Origin of the sequence: Pseudonocardia sp., from assembly GCF_029263155.1 — a bacterium.
GTDB lineage: Bacteria > Actinomycetota > Actinomycetes > Mycobacteriales > Pseudonocardiaceae > Pseudonocardia.
The window spans coordinates 17,077-35,193 of record NZ_JAJCYB010000043.1; the positions used below are offsets into that span (position 1 = coordinate 17,077).

The 18,117-nt window shown below is 74.2% G+C and carries 12 protein-coding genes and 1 pseudogene; 7 read left to right on the forward strand and 6 right to left on the reverse strand.

Features of this window, described 5'->3' with window-relative positions:
• Window positions 1-23 precede the first annotated feature (23 nt).
• The 5 genes from Q1K26_RS07465 (at window position 24) to Q1K26_RS07485 (ending at window position 5,822) form a co-directional block, all read left to right on the forward strand.
• Complete coding sequence (locus Q1K26_RS07465) at window positions 24-1,109, forward strand: phytanoyl-CoA dioxygenase family protein (RefSeq protein ID WP_300008808.1); 1,086 nt, start codon at window positions 24-26, stop codon at window positions 1,107-1,109.
• Window positions 1,109-1,870 (forward strand): SDR family oxidoreductase, encoded by a 762-nt coding sequence (locus tag Q1K26_RS07470; RefSeq protein ID WP_300008809.1) that lies wholly within the window; start codon window positions 1,109-1,111, stop codon window positions 1,868-1,870. The genes Q1K26_RS07465 and Q1K26_RS07470 overlap by 1 nt, the downstream gene beginning before the upstream one ends.
• Complete coding sequence (locus Q1K26_RS07475; protein ID WP_300008810.1) at window positions 1,870-2,862, forward strand: Gfo/Idh/MocA family oxidoreductase; 993 nt, start codon at window positions 1,870-1,872, stop codon at window positions 2,860-2,862. Before Q1K26_RS07470 ends, Q1K26_RS07475 begins: the two co-directional genes overlap by 1 nt.
• A 174-nt stretch (window positions 2,863-3,036) precedes the next feature.
• Window positions 3,037-4,860, forward strand: coding sequence for a DNA helicase RecQ (recQ, locus tag Q1K26_RS07480; protein WP_300008811.1), 1,824 nt, complete (start codon window positions 3,037-3,039; stop codon window positions 4,858-4,860).
• A gap of 332 nt (window positions 4,861-5,192) precedes the next feature.
• Window positions 5,193-5,822: a hypothetical protein gene (locus tag Q1K26_RS07485; protein ID WP_300008813.1), complete on the forward strand. Its 630-nt coding sequence runs from the start codon at window positions 5,193-5,195 to the stop codon at window positions 5,820-5,822.
• A gap of 124 nt (window positions 5,823-5,946) precedes the next feature.
• On the opposite strand, the gene Q1K26_RS07490 is transcribed toward Q1K26_RS07485, so the two are convergent.
• The gene (locus Q1K26_RS07490; protein WP_300008879.1) at window positions 5,947-8,247 is read right to left on the reverse strand and encodes an ATP-binding domain-containing protein; all 2,301 of its coding nucleotides are present in this window, start codon (window positions 8,245-8,247) and stop codon (window positions 5,947-5,949) included.
• Between the two features lie 203 nt (window positions 8,248-8,450).
• Here Q1K26_RS07490 and Q1K26_RS07495 point away from each other — a divergent pair, with 203 nt between their 5' ends.
• Window positions 8,451-9,209, forward strand: coding sequence for an RNA polymerase sigma factor SigF (locus tag Q1K26_RS07495; RefSeq protein ID WP_300008814.1), 759 nt, complete (start codon window positions 8,451-8,453; stop codon window positions 9,207-9,209).
• Between the two features lie 73 nt (window positions 9,210-9,282).
• On the opposite strand, the pseudogene Q1K26_RS07500 reads toward Q1K26_RS07495, so the two are convergent.
• The 5 genes and pseudogenes from Q1K26_RS07500 to Q1K26_RS07520 all read right to left on the reverse strand — a co-directional run.
• A pseudogene (locus Q1K26_RS07500) lies at window positions 9,283-9,678 on the reverse strand (DJ-1/PfpI family protein); the annotation flags it as partial.
• 44 nt (window positions 9,679-9,722) lie between these two features.
• Window positions 9,723-10,076 carry a TraR/DksA C4-type zinc finger protein gene (locus Q1K26_RS07505; RefSeq protein ID WP_300008816.1) on the reverse strand — a complete coding sequence of 118 codons (354 nt, stop codon included), beginning with the start codon at window positions 10,074-10,076 and terminating at the stop codon, window positions 9,723-9,725.
• 37 nt (window positions 10,077-10,113) lie between these two features.
• Complete coding sequence (locus Q1K26_RS07510) at window positions 10,114-12,474, reverse strand: glycoside hydrolase family 65 protein (RefSeq protein WP_300008818.1); 2,361 nt, start codon at window positions 12,472-12,474, stop codon at window positions 10,114-10,116.
• A complete protein-coding gene (locus tag Q1K26_RS07515; RefSeq protein ID WP_300008820.1) occupies window positions 12,471-13,202 on the reverse strand; it encodes a beta-phosphoglucomutase family hydrolase in 732 nt (243 codons plus the stop codon). The genes Q1K26_RS07510 and Q1K26_RS07515 overlap by 4 nt, the downstream gene beginning before the upstream one ends.
• A 183-nt stretch (window positions 13,203-13,385) precedes the next feature.
• The gene (locus Q1K26_RS07520; protein WP_300008822.1) at window positions 13,386-14,900 is read right to left on the reverse strand and encodes a histidine kinase; all 1,515 of its coding nucleotides are present in this window, start codon (window positions 14,898-14,900) and stop codon (window positions 13,386-13,388) included.
• Between the two features lie 137 nt (window positions 14,901-15,037).
• Here Q1K26_RS07520 and Q1K26_RS07525 point away from each other — a divergent pair, with 137 nt between their 5' ends.
• Window positions 15,038-17,578 carry a DEAD/DEAH box helicase gene (locus tag Q1K26_RS07525; RefSeq protein WP_300008824.1) on the forward strand — a complete coding sequence of 847 codons (2,541 nt, stop codon included), beginning with the start codon at window positions 15,038-15,040 and terminating at the stop codon, window positions 17,576-17,578.
• The last annotated feature ends 539 nt before the right edge of the window (window positions 17,579-18,117 follow it).

Sequence of the window (18,117 nt, forward strand, 5' to 3'; positions counted from 1 at the left end):
CTCATCACAGCAGGGAGATGATCGTGGACGCGCCCGTCCTGGACGAACTGATCGCCGTCCTCGGCGACCGCACCGACCCGCGCGACTACCCGCACGCGGCGCACGTCGAGCAGGAGGTGCTGGTCTACGACGCCGCCGGCCTCCGCGCCGCGCCCCCGTCGGAACTGGCGCGGGCGTTCGCCGAGGGTCCCGGGGTGATCGTCGTGCGGGGGGCGCTGGAGCGGGCCGTCGTCGACCGCGCCACGGCCGAGTTCGACGCGATGATCGCCGAGCAGCACGCGGCCGGGCGCCGGGTCGGCGACCACTTCGCGGCCCCGGGCACGAACGACCGGGTCTGGAACGCGCTGGAGAAGCTGGCCGTGCGGGCACCGGAGGTGTTCGTCGACTACTACGCCTGCGACGTCCTCGCGCTCGTCTCGCTGGCCTGGCTCGGCCCGGGCTACCAGGTCACCTCCCAGGTCAACGTCGTGCACCCGGGCGGTACGGCGCAGGTCGGGCACCGCGACTACCACCTGGGCTTCCTGCCGCCCACCGAGATCGCCCGCTACCCCGCGCCCGTGCACCGCCTCTCCCCCGTGCTCACGCTGCAGGGCGCCGTGGCGCACGCCGACATGCCCGTGGAGTCCGGCCCCACGCGGTACCTGCCGCACTCGCAGAAGTACGGCGACGGCTACCTGGCCACGGCGCTGCCGGAGTTCACCGAGTACTTCGCGCGACGCCACGTGCAACTGCCGCTGGACGTCGGGGACGCCGCGTTCTTCAACCCCGCGGTGATCCACGGGGCGGGCGACAACCGCAGCGCCGACGTCCGGCGCACGGCCAACCTGCTGCAGGTCGGCTCCGCGTTCGGGCGGGCGATGGAGTCGGTCGACCGGGCCCGGATCTGCCGCGCGGTGTACCCGCACCTGCGCGACGGCCACGAGCACGCGATCGCCGCCGCGGCGGAGGGCTACGCGTTCCCGACGAACCTCGACCGCGACCCGCCGGTCGACGGGCTCGCCCCACCCACGCAGGCCGACCTGCTGCGCCGCGCGGTCGCGCAGCGCTGGACCGCCGCGGCCTTCGACGCCGCCCTCACCGATCACTCACGACGCCGGGAGAGCCACTGATGGGACTGCTGGACGGGACGGTGCTGCTGGTCAGCGGCGGCACGCAGGGCGTGGGGGCCGCGGTCGCGCGCGCCGCCGTGCGGGAGGGCGCGCAGGTCACGGTCAGCGGCCGCCGCGCCGACGTCGGGGAGAAGGTGGCCGCCGACATCGGCGCGCAGTTCGTCGCGGCCGACGTCGCCGACCCGGAGCAGGCGCTCGCGTCGGTGGCCGCGGTGGTCGACGCGCACGGCCGGATCGACGCGCTGGTCAACGCCGCGGGCCTGACCGACCGCGGCACGCTGCTCGACACCACACCCGAGCTGTTCGACCGGCACGTCGCGGTCAACCTGCGCGGGCCGTTCTTCACGATGCAGGCCGCCGTCGCCGACATGGTCGGCCGGGGCGCACCCGGCTCGGTCGTCAACGTCATCTCCAGCTCCGAGCTGGGCGGGCAGCCCTACCTCGCGCCCTACGTCGCCGCCAAGGCGGGCCTGGCCGGGCTGACCCGCAACGCCGCCCACGCCCACCGCTACGACCGGGTGCGCATCAACGGCCTCGACATCGGCTGGACCGACACCGAGGGGGAGGACGCCACCCAGCGCGCGTTCCACGACGCCGGCGACACCTGGCGCTCCGACGCGGCCGCGCGGCTGCCGATGGGCAAGCTCGGCCAGGCCGACGAGGTCGCCGACGTCGTGGTGTTCCTGCTGTCACCGCGCAGCGGCGTCGTCACCGGTTCGGTCATCGACTGGGACCAGAACGTCCTCGGAGGGTTGGACTGATGAGACTCGGACTGATCGGGCTGGGGCGCATCGGCGCCTTCCACGCCCGCACGCTGGCCGCGCTGGACGCGGTGGACTCGCTCGTCGTCACCGACGCGGTGCCGGCCGTCACCGCGGCGGTGGCCGCCGAGGTCGGCGCGGAGCCCGCGGACTCCCCGGAGAAGCTGCTCGCCGCGGGTGTCGACGGGGTGCTGATCGCCGCCGCCACCGACGCCCATCCGGTGCTGCTGCGCGCCGCCGTCGCCGCCGGGCTGCCGGTGTTCTGCGAGAAGCCGCTGGCCGCCGGGCTGGCCGACGCCCGGGCCACGGCCGACTCGGTGCGGGGCGCCCGGGTGCAGATCGGCTACCCCCGCCGCTTCGACGCCGCGTTCCTCGCCGTGCGCGACGCGGTCGCGGCCGGGCAGCTGGGGCGGGTGCACACCGTCCGCTCCACCACGCTCGACCCGGCGCCGCCGCCGCGCGCCTACCTGGCCGGGTCCGGCGGGTTGTTCCGCGACTGCACCGTGCACGACCTCGACGCCGTCCGGTGGGTCACCGGGCAGGAGATCACCGAGGTCTACGCCACCGGCTCCGACCGTGGCGACCCGATGTTCGGCGAGCTGGGCGACGTCGACGCCGCCGCGCTCGTCCTCACGATGGCCGACGGCTCCCTCGCGCTGGTCTCGAACAGCCGCTACAACGCCCGCGGCTACGACGTGCGCCTGGAGGTGCACGGCGCGGCCGACAGCGTCGTCGCAGGTCTGGACGACGGGCTGCCGATGGCGCCGCTGGGGCCGGGCGCGCTCACCGTCGACGGGCCGGCGCACACGTTCTTCATGGACCGGCTCGCGGCGGCGTTCCGGGCAGAGCTGGCCGCGTTCACGGAGGTGGTGGCCGGGACCCGCGAGTCGCCCTGCACCGTCGACGACGCGCTGGCCGTCGCCGCCGCGGCGGAGGCGGCCACGATCTCGCTGCAGGAACACCGCCCGGTCCGTACCGAGGAGTTCACCTGACCCGAGCACCTCGCTCGCGGCTGCCCGCGCACCCGCCGGCCATCTGCGCATGTCCGGACGTGCGCGGGTGGACGGACGGTGCGCAGCTCACACCCAGGTGTCGGCCTCCCGGTGCGCGGCCGGGTTCTCCGATCCGGCCACGGCCGCAGGGGCCGGCGGCCTACCATCGGCCGCGTGCTCCCCGACACCGCGCCGGCCCCGCTGGAGATCCTCAACCGCGTGTTCGGCTACGCCGCGTTCCGCGGGCCGCAGCAGGAGGTCGTGGAGCACGTCTGCGCGGGCGGCGACGCGCTGGTCCTCATGCCCACCGGCGGGGGCAAGTCGCTGTGCTACCAGGTCCCGGCGCTGGTCCGGCCGGGCACCGGCGTGGTCGTGTCGCCGCTCATCGCGCTGATGCAGGACCAGGTCGACGCCCTGCGTGCGCTCGGCGTCCGCGCCGGGTTCCTCAACTCCACGCAGAACCCCGACGAGCGCCGCGACACCGAGCGCGCCTACCTCGACGGCGAGCTCGACCTGCTCTACCTCGCGCCCGAGCGGCTGCGGGTCCCGTCCACGCTGGTGCTGTTGGGTCGCGGCACCATCGCCCTGTTCGCGATCGACGAGGCGCACTGCGTCGCGCAGTGGGGCCACGACTTCCGCCCCGACTACCTTGCCCTGTCCGACCTGCACGAGCGCTGGCCGGACGTCCCCCGCATCGCCCTGACGGCCACCGCCACCGAGGCCACCCGCACCGAGATCGCGCAGCGGCTGAGCCTCGTCGGGGCCAAGCACGTCGTCGCGAGCTTCGACCGGCCCAACATCCAGTACCGGATCGCGCCGAAGAACGAGCCGCGCAAGCAGCTGCTGGAGCTGCTGCGCACCGAGCACGACGGCGACGCCGGGATCGTCTACTGCCTGTCCCGCAAGTCGGTGGAACAGACCGCGGAGTTCCTCGCCGCCCAGGGCATCACGGCGCTGCCCTACCACGCCGGGCTCGACGCGGCGGTACGCGCGCGCCACCAGTCGCGGTTCCTGCGCGAGGACGGCGTCGTCATGTGCGCCACGATCGCGTTCGGCATGGGCATCGACAAGCCCGACGTGCGGTTCGTCGCCCACCTCGACCTGCCCAAGTCGGTGGAGGGCTACTACCAGGAGACCGGGCGCGCGGGCCGCGACGGGCTGCCGTCCACCGCGTGGCTGGCCTACGGGCTGGCCGACGTGGTGCAGCAGCGCAAGATGATCGACGAGTCGGAGGGCGACCGCGCGCACCGGCACCGCCTCGCCCAGCACCTCGACGCGATGCTCGCGCTGTGCGAGACGGTGCAGTGCCGCCGGGTGCGGCTGCTCGACTACTTCGGCCAGAGCACGCAGCCGTGCGGCAACTGCGACACCTGCCTGACGCCGCCGGAGTCGTGGGACGGCACCGTGGCGGCGCAGAAGATCCTCTCGACGGTGTGGCGGCTCAAGCGGGAGCGCAACCAGTCCTTCGGCGCCGGACACCTGATCGACATCGTGACCGGCAAGCGCACCGCCAAGATCGAGCAGTTCGCCCACGACGAGCTCACCGTGTTCGGGGTCGGCGCCGACCTGACCGAACCGGAGTGGCGTGCGGTCGTCCGCCAACTGCTGGCGCAGGGCCTGCTCGCCGTGCAGGGCGCCTACCAGACCTTCGCCCTGACCGAGGCCAGCGGCGCCGTCCTGCGCGGGGAGCAGCCGGTGCCGATGCGCAAGGACCCGGTGAAGCAGGCCCGCACCCGCGCACGCGGGACCCGCGGCGACGCCCCGGCGATGCCGGCCGAGCTGGCGCCGGTGTTCGAGCGGCTGCGGGCCTGGCGCGGCGCGACCGCCAAGGAACAGGGCGTGCCCGCATACGTGATCTTCCACGACGCCACGCTGCGCGAGATCGCCACCCGGTCACCGGCCACCCTCGCCGAGCTGGGCACGATCAGCGGCGTCGGGGAGAACAAGCTCGCGAAGTACGGTCAGGGTGTCCTCGACACGCTCGGGGCGGACGCCTGATCACGAACCGCCACACCTGCCGGACCGATGCGCCGTTCGTCCTCTTGACCTGTGTCGACGCGACCCCGACGATCACCGCACGGTCGATCGACGGTTGCACGTGATCGGGAGCTACCCCGCGGCGACGGCGGAGGAGGCGATGCGCGAGATCCTGGACCGCGCCGCGGCCCACCTGGCCTACCTGCCCGACGGCGAGACCGGCGAGCGCAAGGACCGGATCGTCCACAATCATCAAGGGCCTGCGCGACCACCCCGACCTGGAGGTCCGGCGGGACGGCGACCGGTCGGACTACGACAGCCAGCTCACCTTCAGGGTCCGCCGCGGGCGCTGCGTGCGGGATGACTCACTCGACTTCGGCCACGCCGCCGCCCGGCCGGTCTTCGACGCGCTGCGCGCCGAGCCCGGACGCACCGACCTGGCGTTCCAGGTCGGCATCCCCGGTGACCTCGACATGGCGATGTTCACCCTCGGACCCACCGGGCCGCTGACCCACCGGCGCCCCTTCGGCGACGCCGCGGTCGCCGAGATCACCCGGATCCACGCCGCGGCAGGCGACGACGTGCTGTTCCAGCTCGAGGTGCCCGCCGAGCACGTGTTCGTCGCGATGGCGCCCGGTCCGCTGCGCCCCGCGGTCGCCCGGCTCACCGGGGGCGGCGTCGCGGCGCTGGCCCGGCGCGCGCCGGAGGGTGCACGCTTCGGCCTGCACCTGTGCCTGGGCGACCTCGGGCACAAGGCCCTCACGCGCACCGGCGACGCCCCGCCGATGGTGTCCCAGGCCAACGCGATCGCCCGGCGGTGGCCCGCGGGCCGACCGCTGGAGTTCGTGCACGCGCCGCTCGCCGCGGGTGACGAGCCGCCCTCCCTCGACCCGGCCTTCTACGCCCCGCTGTCCGGCCTGCGGCTGCACGTGGGCACCCGGTTCGTCGCCGGGATCCTGCACGAGGGACGCAGCACCGACTAGCTGCGCGGGGTGCTCGACACCATCGACGCCGCCGTCGGGCACCCGGTGGACGTCGCCGCCTCCTGGGTACGGGCGGCGCAGCCGGGAGGACGCACGCACCACCCTCGACCCGGAGGGATACGGGTCAGCCGGCCGTGAGCCGGTGCAGCATCGCCGGGAGTTCCCGCGCGTGCACGACGGCGAGTCGCTGCGTGGCGCGGGTGAGCGCCACGTACAGGTCGTTGGCGCCACGCGGGGACTCGGCCAGCATCTCGGCCGGCTCGACCAGCACCACCGCGTCGAACTCCAGGCCCTTCGCCGAGGAGATCGGGAGGACCACCACCGGGGACTCCAGGTCGACGCTCGGGTCGGCCGGGCCGTCGGGGGTGTCCGGGCCCGGTGCCGGCTCCGCGGCCCCGAGCAGGCGCACCCGCAGGCCGCGGACGCGGGCGGCCGGGGCGAGCACCACGGTGCGGCCGTCGGCGACCGCGCCCGCCTCCTCGGCGAGCACCTTGGCCACCGTGTCGTCGAGAGCGCCTGCGTCCGCGCGCACCGACCGCGGCGGCACCCCCGTGCTGCGCACCGAGCGGGGGGCGGCCAGCCCGGGTTCGATCACGGCGAGCACGTCGTCGGCCACGTCGGCGATCTCGGAGGGCGTGCGGTAGTTCACCGTGAGCTGCGCGAGGCGCCAGCGGTCGGCCACGTAGGGCGAGAGCACCTGCCCCCACGACGAGGCGCCCGCGAGGTCCCCGGTCTGGGCGATGTCACCGACCAGGGTCATCGACCGCGTCGGGCAGCGGCGCATGATCAGCCGCCAGGCCATCGGGGAGAGCTCCTGGGCCTCGTCGACGATCACGTGGCCGTAGGTCCACTCGCGGTCGGCCGCGGCGCGGTCGGCGGTGGAGTCGTAGCGGCGCACGGCCTGGCGCTCGGCGAGCCGGTCGGCGTCGACGACGTCACCGGCGCGCAGCAGCTCGTCGTCGAGGTCCTCCTCCAGGTCCAGGACGTCGAGCACACCCTGCGCGTAGAGCACCTCCTCGCGCAGTGCGGCGGCCTCGCGGGCGGCGGCCTCCGCGCCGTCGTCGCCGAGCAGCTCGGCGGCCTCGTCGAGCAGCGGGACGTCGGCGGGGCTCCAGCGCTGCCCGGGCGGCACGTCGTCGCCGGGGGCCGGGCGCAGCAACCGCTCCCGGTCGGCGGCCGGGAGTCTGCGCGCCACCGAGTTCAGGCGGCGCGCGTCGGCGAACAGGTCGCCGAGCAGCTGCTCGGCCGAGAGGGTCGGCCACAGGGCGTCCAGCTCGCGGGTCAGCTCGCGGCTCTCGGTGAGCTCCTCGCGGATGTCGGCGAGGTCGCCCGCGTCGAGCAGGCTGCGGGAGTTGCTCTGCGGGCCGCCCAGCGTGCGCGCCACCTGCTCGGCCAGCAGCCGGACCGCCTCGGAGTGGAAGATCCGCTTGGCCTCGTTGTGCGGCTTGCGCGAGCGCCGCGCCCGGGTACGGGCGGCGTTGGCGACGTCGCGGTCCAGGCGCACCCCCTGCCCGTCGACCACCAGCTCGACGGCCCGGCGCGGGACCTGCTGGCGGTCGCGCACCGCCGACGCCACCACCGCGGCCATCTCGGCCCGGCCCTTGACCTCGGCGGTCTCGGCCGGCTCGGCACGCCGCGCGTCGAGGTTCGGGAACAGCTGCCCGACTGTGCCGAGCACCACGCTCGTCTCACCCAGCGACGGCAGGACCTGGCCGATGTAGCGCAGGAAGGTGGGGTTGGGTCCGACGACGAGCACGCCGCGCCGCGCCAGCCGGTCGCGGTGGGTGTAGAGCAGGTAGGCGGCGCGGTGCAGCGCCACGGCCGTCTTGCCGGTACCGGGCCCGCCCTGGACGACCAGGACCCCGGAGGGCTTCGAGCGGATGATCGCGTCCTGCTCGGACTGGATGGTGGCGACGATGTCGCCCATCCGCCCGGTCCGCCGCGCCCCGACGGCGGCGAGCAGCGCCGCCTCGCTGGTCAGCCCGGACGAGCCATCCGCCGCGTCGACGGCGTCGAGGTCGAGGATCTCGTCGTCGAGCGCCAGCACCTCGCGCCGCCGCGTCCGCAGGTGCCGGCGGCGCCGGATGCCCTCCGGGGACGCCGCGGTGGCCGTGTAGAACGGGCGCGCCGCGGGGGCACGCCAGTCCATCAGCAGCGGCTCGTAGTCGTTGTCCTCGTCGAGCAGGCCCAGGCGGCCGATGTAGCGGCGCTCGCCGGGCTCGTCGCCGGTGGGGTCCACGTCCAGGCGGCCGAACGCGAGGCCGTGCTCGGCGGCGCGCAGCGCGGCGAGACGGTCGGTGTACATCGCCGACGCGGCGTCACGCTCGGTGAGGGCCTGCGGCGTGCCGACGGTCTCCGCGTGCAGCACCTCGTGCAACCGGCGGGCCGTCTCCGCGCGGCGCTCGTCGAGCCGCCCGTAGAGCATCGCGACGTAGGCGCGCTCGTGGGCGATCCCGTCCTGATCCGCCTCCGCGGGAGGCCCGAGAGACGTGCTGTTCGACACCGGCAGATCACCTTCACACCGCAGTTCGGACGCAGGACGCGGCCTTCGAACCTACCAGCGGCGACGGTTTTGCCGCGTGGCGGCGCGGGTAACCCCACCCATGACGCGCGTGCACCCGGACAGACGTGGCTGAGGACTCGGAGTACGGCCACCTCGAACCGCTGTTCGCCGAGCTGGCCCGGTTGCCGCCCGAGCATGCCGATCACGCGGCGCTGCGCTCCAAGCTGGTCACCGGCTACCTGCCCGTGGTCCGGCACATCGCCCGCCGGTTCGCCAACCGCGGCGAGCCCGTCGACGATCTCGAGCAGGCCGGGACGCTCGGCCTGCTCGGTGCCGTGGACCGCTACGACCCGGAGCACGGCAGCGACTTCCTGTCCTTCGCCGTACCCACCATCACCGGGGAGATCCGGCGGCACTTCCGGGACCGCACCTGGGGCATGCGGGTGCCGCGCAGGCTCAAGGACCTGCAGGGGACGATCTCCGGGGCGGTCGGACCGCTGTCGCAGGAGCTCGGTCGGGCGCCCCGGCCCAGCGAGATCGCCCGGCGCCTGGACATGCCGGTCGAGGAGGTGCTGGAGGGGCTCGACGCCCAGCACGCCTACCGCAACGCCTCGCTCGACGAGCTGGTGGCGGGTGCGGACGTGCCCCTGACCGACACCCTCGGTTCGGCCGACGCCGAGCTGGAGAAGGTGGAGTACCGCGAGGTGCTGGCGCCGCTGCTGGCGGAGCTGCCCGAGCGGGAGCGGGCGATCCTGGTGCTGCGGTTCTTCGGGAACATGACCCAGACCCAGATCGCCGACCGCGTCGGCGTGTCGCAGATGCACGTGTCACGGCTGCTGGCGCGCACCCTCGCCCACCTGCGCGCCAGGATGGCGCCGCCCTGACCGGGCCAGGGATCGAGGGCGGCCCCACCGCCCACGGAGGGTCGGTCGTCCCTGGACGGTGGGGTGATGGCCGTCAGGCCGTCGCGCCGGGCGCCTCCCCGGCGAACTCCTCGACGATCCGCGCGCAGAACGCGTCGAGATCGCCGGGGTCGCGGCTCGACACCAGGCCGCGGTCGGCCACCACCTCGTCGTCGACGACCGTGGCGCCCGCGTTGCGCAGGTCGGTCCACAGGCTCGGGAACGAGGTGAGGGTGCGGCCCTGCACGACGCCCGCGTCGATGAGCGTCCACGGACCGTGGCAGATGACGCCGACCGGCTTCCCGGCCCGGACGATCTCCTGCACGAAGGTGCGGGCGTCGGGGTCCATGCGCAGCCGGTCGGCGTTGACGGTGCCGCCGGGCATGATGAGCGCGTCGTAGTCCCCCGCCGTGGCCTTCGCCACCTCGAGGTCCACGGGGAACCTGGCGCCGGGTTGGCGTACCCGGCCGCGGCCGGGCCATGCCCGGCGACGCGCTACGCGACGACCGGGGTGTCCGCGTGCGCCCGGCAGGTCGGCACCTCCGGCCGCGCCTCCAGCCGTTCGTCGTCGATCCGGTTGCCGCAGACCGCGCAGCGGCCGTAGGTGCCCTCGTCGAGGCGGCCCAGCGCCTCCTGCACGAGCCGACGCTGCTCGGACACGGTGTCGACGAGGAGTTCGGAGTCCATCGTCCCGGCCACCTCGCTGCCGTGGTCGCCCGGGTGCTGGCCCAGCGCACCCTCCTCGGTGTCCCCGGAGGAGTCGGCGAGCGTCCGCTCGGCGAACCGGGCGCGCTCGTCGAGTTCGGCGAGCTCGGTGGTCAGCAGGTCACGTGCGCGTGCGTCGTCCATGTGTGCGCATACCCCGATCGCCCCGGCCCGAACCCCGTCACCCGCCGGGGTGGCGCGCCCGGGGCGCGCGGCCGAAGGGCTGCTCCACCGGCTCCACCCGCTCGATCTCCGGGATCGGGCGCGTCACCGGGTCGTCGGCCAGCGCGAGGGGTTCTCCGTGGTGCTGCAGCCGCATCGGCGGCCCGCTGACCAGCTGGTACTCGGCCTCCTCGGGCCGGATCTGCACGCGCAGCTGGCGGCCCTGCCAGCGCAGCCCGAACGAGATCCGGGACAGTGCCGGGGGCAGCCGCGGGGAGAACCGCAGCCCGCCGCCCTCGCACAGCATCCCCCCGAACCCGGCCACGACCGCGATCCAGGTGCCGGCCATCGACGCGATGTGCACGCCGTGGTCGGAGTTGCCCGCGAGGTCGCCCAGGTCGACGAGCGCCGACTCGGCCAGGTAGTCGTAGGCGAGGTCCAGGTGCCCGGTACGGGCCGCCATCACCGCCTGCGTGCACGCCGACAACGACGAGTCCCGCACCGTCAGCGCCTCGTAGTAGGCGAAGTTGCGGGCGGTCTGCTCCGGGGTGAACGCGTCCGGGCGCAGCTGCATGGCCAGCACCAGGTCGGCCTGCTTGGACACCTGTTTGCGGTACAGGTCAAAGTAGGGCACGTTGAGCAGCAGCGGGTACATGTCCGGCTTGGTGGCCTCGAAGTCCCACACCTGGTGGTCGGTGAATCCCTCCGACTGCGGGTGCACCCCCAGCGCCTCGTCGTACGGGATGCGCATGGAACCGGCGGCGTCGCGCCAGCTCGCCATCTCCTCCGCGTCGACGCCGAACTTCGCGGCCGCGCGGGTGTGCCGTGCCGCGGTCTCGGCGGCCACGCGCAGGTTCAGCTGCGCCATGAGGTTGGTGTAGACGTTGTTGTCGACCACGGCGGTGTACTCGTCGGGCCCGGTGACGCCGTCGATGCGGAACTGCCCGGCGGAGTCGTGGTGGCCCAGCGACCGCCACAGCCGGGCGGTTTCCACGAGGATCTCCAGCCCGACCTCCTTCTCGAAGTCGACGTCGCCGGTGGCCGCGACGTGGCGGCGCACGGCGTCGGCGATGTCGGCGTTGATGTGGAACGCGGCGGTGCCCGCGGGCCAGTAGCCCGAGCACTCGTGCCCGCGGATCGTGCGCCACGGGAACGCCGCACCCTTGAGCCCCAGCTGCTCGGCGCGCTCCTTGGCCAGCGGGATGATCGACTGCCGCCAGCGCAGCGCGTCGGCCGCGGCCTCCGGGGCGACGTGGGAGAGCAGCTGCAGGCAGAACGTCTCGGTGTCCCAGAACGTGTGACCGTCGTAGCCGGGGCCGGTCAGTCCCTTCGCCCCGATGGCCCGGCGCTCGGCGCGGGCGCCGGCCTGCAGCACGTGGAAGATCGCGACCCGGACCGCCTGCTGCAGCTCCGCGTCGCCGTCGATCTCGATGTCGGCGGTGGCCCAGAAGTCGTCGAGGTAGTGGCGCTGCTCGTCGACGAGTCCCTGCCAGCCGGTGTAGCGCGCGGCGGCCAGCGCCGCCCGGACCTGGTCGTGCACCGCCGACAGCGACCGCCGCGACGACCACCCGTAGGCGATGTACTTCACGATCGACAGCGTCTGGCCCGGCCGCAGCCGCGCGATCACGGTGGTGCGGCCGATGTCCTCGGTGGCCTCGGAGCTGATCTTGAGGCCGTCCGGCCCGGTGACCTCGTGGTCCATCGCCGCGGCCACCCGCAGGCCGGAGGCGCGGGTCTGGTGCACCAGGGTGGCACCGGTGTCGTCGGAGCGGTGCTGCTCGGACACCAGGGGGTCGGTCATCGCGGCCTCGACCCGGGGGTCGTCGTCGTCGCGGGCGGGCAGGGCCTCGTTGGCCACCAGCTCGGACTGCACGACGAGCAGCGCGGGCGAGTCGAGCACCTCCACCTCGTAGCGGATCGCGGCCACGGCCCGCTGGGTCAGCGACACCAGCCGCTCGGTGTGCAGCTTCACCACCCGGCCCGCCGGGGACTCCCACTCGACGTCGCGGGTCAGCGTGCCGGCCTGCAGGTCCAGCACCCGCTCGTGATGGCGCAGCCGGCCGTAGCGCAGGTCGAACGGCTCGTCCTCCACCAGCAGCCGGATCAGCTTGCCGTTGGTGACGTTGACGATCGTCTGCCCGGACTCGGGGTAGCCGTAGCCGCCCTCGGCGTAGGGCAGCGGGCGCCGCTCGTAGAACGAGTTGAGGTAGGTGCCCGGGGTCTGGTGCGGCTCCCCCTCGTCGAGATTGCCGCGCAGGCCGATGTGGCCGTTGGACAGGGCGAACACCGACTCCACCTGGCCCAGCAGCTCCAGGTCGAGGTTGGGCTCGCGCACGACCCACGGCTCGACGGTGAACGCACGACCGGGATCGGGGCTCACAGCAGCTCCTCCAGGTCCTTCACGACGACGTCCGCGCCGTGGGCGCGCAGCTCGTCGGCCTGGTCGAGGCGGTCGACACCGACCACGACGAAGCCGCCCGCCTTGCCCGACGCGACACCGGCCAGTGCGTCCTCGAACACCACCGCGTGCTCCGTGGCGACGCCGAGGTCCGCGGCCGCGGCCAGGAACGTGTCCGGGGCCGGCTTGCCGGGCAGGCCGCGCTCCTTGGCGCTGGCCCCGTCGACCCTGGTGTCGATGTACTGGGCGAGGTCGGCGACGTCGAGCACCTGGGCCGCGTTGGCGCTCGACGACACAACCGCCGTGGCCAGCCCGGCCTCGCGCACGGCCTGCAGGTAGCGCACCGAACCCGGGTACACCTCCACGCCGACGGTCACGATCTTCTCCTGCACCAGGTCGTTCTTCCTCGTCGACAGTGCGGTGATCGTCTCGGCGTCCGGAGGGTCGTCGGGGCCGCCTTCGGGCAGCTCGATCCCGCGCGAGGCGAGGAAGCTGCGGGTGCCGTCCAGCCGCGGCTTGCCGTCCACGTACGGCCCGTAGTCGGCGGAGGTGTCGAACGGTACGAACTCGGTGCCGTCGCGTTCCGCGCGGGCGCGCAGGTAGTCGTCGAACATCTGCTTCCACGCCGAGGCGTGCACGCTCGCGGTGTCGGTGAGCACGCCGTCGAGATCGAACAGGCACGCGCGCGTTCCGTCGGGGAGACCCAGCATGCCGCGCACGGTACCCAGCCGCCGGTCGCACAGCGTGCCCGGAGCCCGGGAGTTCACCAGCCCGTGACCCCGGCGACCCGGCCCGGCGCGTGATCAAGGGCGGATGGCGCCCGGTGGATCACCGGGCACGACCGTCCGCCCTTGATCAGCGGCGGGCCCGGACGGCGGGTGGCCGGGCCGCGGTCAGGACGCGGCGGGCAGCAGCAGCCGGACCGTCTCCCCCGCGGCCGCGGTGACCGTGACCTCGCATCCCTCGCCGACCGGCCGGGCGGTGACCGCGACCAGGCCGCCCTCACGCAGCGGCTCGATGCCCCGCTGCACGGCCTCGCGGACGATGTCCAGCACCCGCATGGCGGCGACCGGCACCGGCTCCACCCCGGTGTCGACGTTCACGGCCACCTGCAGCCGCGCCCCGAACCGCGCCTGCTCCAGCTGCAGGTAGGCCCGGACGGCCGCGAGCTCGCGGCCGACGGTGCTCTCGGCAGGCCCGTCGGCCACGCGGGACAGGTCGGCGAAGCCGTACACCAGGTCGCGGGCGCGGGCCGGGTCGGTGCGGATGAGAGCGGCGATCGTGTTGAGCGAGTTGTAGACGAAGTGCTGCTCCAGCCGGCGGGCCTCGACGGGCTCGGCCGCGGGCGGGTCCTCCGGCGCCGGCTCGGCGGGGGCGAGCTCCGGGGCGGCCGGCTCGGGCGGGGCCGGGCGCGGGGCCGGCGCGGGCGGTTCGGCGTACTGGCTGTCGTCGATCTCGGAGAAGTCGGCCAGTCCCCGCCAGCGGGGCAGCCGCAGCCGCGTGCCGCCGACCCATCCGGTGAACTCCACCCGCCCGACCAGGTCCGGGGTGACCCAGACCGCGTGCTTCGCGGCGTCGGCGGGCAGCTCGGTGGTGAACGGGGAGGCCTCGACGGCCCCGCCGCGCAGGTCGCCGTCGAGCAGCCTGCGCTGCTCCGCCCCGAGCCCGACCCGCCCGACGTAGCGCAGGCCGTCCGGATCGGGCACGCCCAGCAGGAGCGTGGCGATCGTGTCGGGCCGGTGCGGGTCGGTGGGCGTCCACCCGCCGACCACGACGAGCCGCGTGCGCTGCACGGGCACCCGCACCCAGAACTTCGATCGCCCACCGGGTCGGTACCGGGCCCCCAGGTGGCGGGCGTGGAAGGCCTCGACGCCCTCGCTCGCCGCGATCCGCATGATCGCGTCGAGCTCGGTGGCCGGGAACAGCGCCGTGGTCCACACCGGGGCACCGTTCAGGCCCAGTCCCTCCAGCAGGCCACGACGGTCGCGGTAGGGCAGGTCGACGCAGGAGTGCCCGTCGAAGAACAGCAGGTCCGCGACCTGCAGGTCGACGGGCACCGCGGCGATGTCGGAGTCGGTGGGCTTGTAGCGGGAGTGTCGGCGCTTGAGCAGGCGCGGCCGGCGGGCGTGCTCCTCGCCGCGGGCGACGATCGTGCCGTCGAGCACCATGCCGCCGGGCGGGCAGCGGGCCAGCAGCGGCGCCGTCAGCTCGGGGTAGGCGTGGGTCATCGAGTTGCCCGCGCCGCTGAGCAGCCGCACCCGTCCCGGCGAGACGTAGGCGATGCAGCGGTGCCCGGTCCAGGCGACCTCGACGCGCCAGTCCGGCCCGGTCGGCGGCTCCCCGGAACCGGTCGAGGGCAGCATCGGGGGCACGAGGCGCGGCATCGCGTCGTCGGTGGCCCCCGTCACCGGCCCACCGTATCGGCCCAGGCCCGGCAGGATCCTCGGCCGCCCGCGCAACCAACGGCACGTCCGTCCACGGGAGTGCCGTTGGTTGCCTCCGGGGACCGGGTCCGGCGGCACCGGGTGAGACGATCGACCCCATCATGACGCTCACCGACCGCATGCCCCCGACCGCCGACTCCCCCGACGACCTGGTGGAGGCGTTCGTCGACTGGGCGTTCGAGGAGCAGGGACTGTCGCTGTACCCGGCGCAGGAGGAAGCGCTGCTGGAGCTGGTGACCGGCAGCAACGTCATCCTGTCGACGCCGACGGGCTCCGGGAAGTCGCTGGTCGCGATCGGCGCGCACATGGCGGCGCTGGCCCGCGGGCAGCGCACGTTCTACACCGCGCCGATCAAGGCGCTGGTCAGCGAGAAGTTCTTCGCCCTGATCGACGTGTTCGGCCCGGACAAGGTCGGGATGCTCACCGGCGACGCCGCCGTGAACGAGAAGGCGCCGATCATCTGCTGCACCGCGGAGATCCTGGCCAACATCGCGCTGCGGTCGGGGCGCGACGCCGACGTGGGTTCGGTCGTGATGGACGAGTTCCACTTCTACGCCGACCCCGACCGCGGCTGGGCCTGGCAGGTGCCGCTGATCGAGCTGCCGCAGGCCCAGTTCCTGCTGATGAGCGCCACCCTCGGGGACGTCTCCTTCTTCGCCGAGGACCTCGAGCGCCGTACTCACCGCGGTACGGCGGTGATCACGTCGGTGGAGCGGCCGGTGCCGCTGGTCTACACCTACGTCCACACGCCGGTGCACGAGTCGATCACCGAGCTGATCGGGACGAACCAGGCGCCGGTGTACGTCGTGCACTTCACCCAGCAGTCGGCCGTCGAGCGGGCGCAGGCGCTGATGAGCGTGAACGTCACGTCCAAGGAGGACAAGGCGGCGATCGCCGCGCTGATCGGGAGCTTCCGGTTCACCTCCGGGTTCGGCAGGACCCTGAGCCGGCTGGTGCGCCACGGCATCGGCGTGCACCACGCCGGCATGCTCCCCCGCTACCGGAGGCTGGTGGAGACGCTCGCGCAGGCCGGGCTGCTGCGTGTCATCTGCGGGACCGACACCCTCGGCGTCGGCATCAACGTGCCGATCCGCACGGTGCTGTTCACGGCGCTGGCCAAGTACGACGGCACCCGTACCCGCCCGCTCAAGGCGCGCGAGTTCCACCAGATCGCCGGTCGGGCCGGGCGGGCGGGCTACGACACCGTCGGCACGGTGGTGGCGCAGGCACCCGACCACGAGGTGGAGAACGCACGACGGGTGGCGAAGGCGGGCGACGACCCGAAGAAGCTCAAGCGGGTGGTGCGGACGAAGGCGCCCGACGGCTTCGTGGGCTGGTCCGACGTCAGCTTCGCGAAGCTGCAGACCGCCCAGCCCGAGCCGCTGACCAGCCACTTCCAGGTCTCGCACGCCATGCTGCTCAACGTGATCTCCCGGCCGGGGGACGCCTTCGCGGCGATGCGGCACCTGCTGGAGGACAACCACGAGCCCCGGCCGCGGCAGCGCCGCCACATCCTGCGCGCCATCGCCATCTACCGCGCGCTGCGGACCTCCGGGGTGGTCGAGGAGCTGCCCGAGCCGGACGCGGAGGGTCGGCGCGTGCGGGTCGTCGGGGACCTGCAGCTCGACTTCGCCCTCAACCAGCCGCTCTCCCCGTTCGCGCTCGCCGCGATCGACCTGCTCGACCGCGGGTCGCCGTCCTACCCGATGGACGTGCTGTCGGTCGTCGAGGCGACCCTCGACGACCCCCGCCAGGTCCTCTACGCCCAGCAGAACAAGGCCAAGGGCGAGGCCGTGGCGCTGATGAAGGCCGACGGGATCGAGTACGAGGAGCGCATGGCGCTGCTCGAGGAGGTCACCTGGCCCAAGCCGCTCGACGAGCTGCTCGGCGGGGCGCTGGAGACCTACCGCCGCGGCGCGCCGTGGGTGGAGGACGCCACCCTCTCGCCCAAGTCGGTCGCGCGGGACATGTTCGAGAAGTCGATGACGTTCGTCGAGTACGTCTCGCACTACCAGCTCGCCCGTTCCGAGGGGCTCGTGCTGCGCTACCTCGCCGACACCTACCGCGCGCTGCGCCAGACCGTGCCCGACGACGCCAAGACCGAGGAGCTCACCGACGTCGTCGAGTGGCTGGGCGAGCTGGTGCGCCAGGTCGACTCGTCGCTGCTCGACGAGTGGGAGGCGCTGGCGGCGGGCGCCGGGACGGGCTCCGAGGAGGTCGCTCCCCCGTCGCTCGACACCGGGCCGGCCGGGGTCACCCGCAACGTCCGGGCGTTCCGGGTGCTCGTGCGCAACGCCATGTTCCGCCGGGTGGAACTGGCGGCCCACCGCCGCTGGGATCTGCTCCACGAGCTCGACTCGGCTGCGGGCTGGACCGCCGAGGCCTGGCGCGCGGCGCTGGCGCCCTACTTCGACGAGCACGGCGACACGTTCACGGCCATCGGCACCGGCGCCGACGCCCGTGGACCCCAGCTCATCACGATCGCCGAGGAGCCGGAGCGCTGGCTGGTACGCCAGGTCCTCGACGATCCCGAGGGCGACCGCGACTGGGCCATCGCCGCGGAGGTCGACCTCGCCGCGTCCGACGAGGAGGGCTCCCCCGTCATCTGGATCACGGCCGTGGAGCCGATGGGCGGGGCGTAGCGCCTGCCGACCCGACGGGTCCGCCGTCGGGTCGCCGTGGGTCCGGGCTCGCGGCCGGTAACCGTGGGTTCGGGTCCGCGGGCCGGTGACCGCGGTCGGGTGCCGGATGGCTGGAGGCGGATGGCTGGGCCTCGGCGGCCGGAGCCGGGCGGCCGGAGCCGGGCGGCGGGCTGCCGCACCGGGCCGGGTCCTCGGTGGGGCGGGCAGCGGGCGGCGGGCAGCGGCGTCATGATCGGCGGCTGGGAAGCGGTAGCGCGTCGGGACGCGCCTGCCGGTTCCGAGCTGACGATCTCGCCCGGCCTGCCCGGCCTGCCCGGCCCGTCCGCCCGGCCCGTCCGCCCGTCCGCCCGTCCGCCCGGCCCGCTCGCCCGTCCGCCCGGGCCGGCCCTCCGGTCTGCCCACCCTCGGTGCGGGGCCCCTGATCGGCGGCTCGGAACGCGGAGCGCGCTCCGACACGTCCCACCGTTCCCGGACGCCGATCACGGATGACGCGGGGCCGTCCTCCCGGCATCGGCGGCCCGCCTCCGCTCCCCGGTCGT

Excerpts from the sequence above, each read along its gene's own strand:
- Q1K26_RS07470 (WP_300008809.1), top strand. The coding sequence starts at position 1,109 with ATGGGACTGCTGGACGGGACGGTGCTGCTGGTCAGCGGCGGCACGCAG.
- Q1K26_RS07475 (WP_300008810.1), top strand. The coding sequence starts at position 1,870 with ATGAGACTCGGACTGATCGGGCTGGGGCGCATCGGCGCCTTCCACGCC.
- Q1K26_RS07490 (WP_300008879.1), bottom strand. The coding sequence starts at position 8,247 with ATGCTCTACGGGCGGCTCGACGAGCGCCGCGCGGAGACGGCCCGCCGG.
- Q1K26_RS07505 (WP_300008816.1), bottom strand. The coding sequence starts at position 10,076 with ATGGACGACGCACGCGCACGTGACCTGCTGACCACCGAGCTCGCCGAA.
- Q1K26_RS07515 (WP_300008820.1), bottom strand. The coding sequence starts at position 13,202 with ATGCTGGGTCTCCCCGACGGAACGCGCGCGTGCCTGTTCGATCTCGAC.
- Q1K26_RS07525 (WP_300008824.1), top strand. The coding sequence starts at position 15,038 with ATGACGCTCACCGACCGCATGCCCCCGACCGCCGACTCCCCCGACGAC.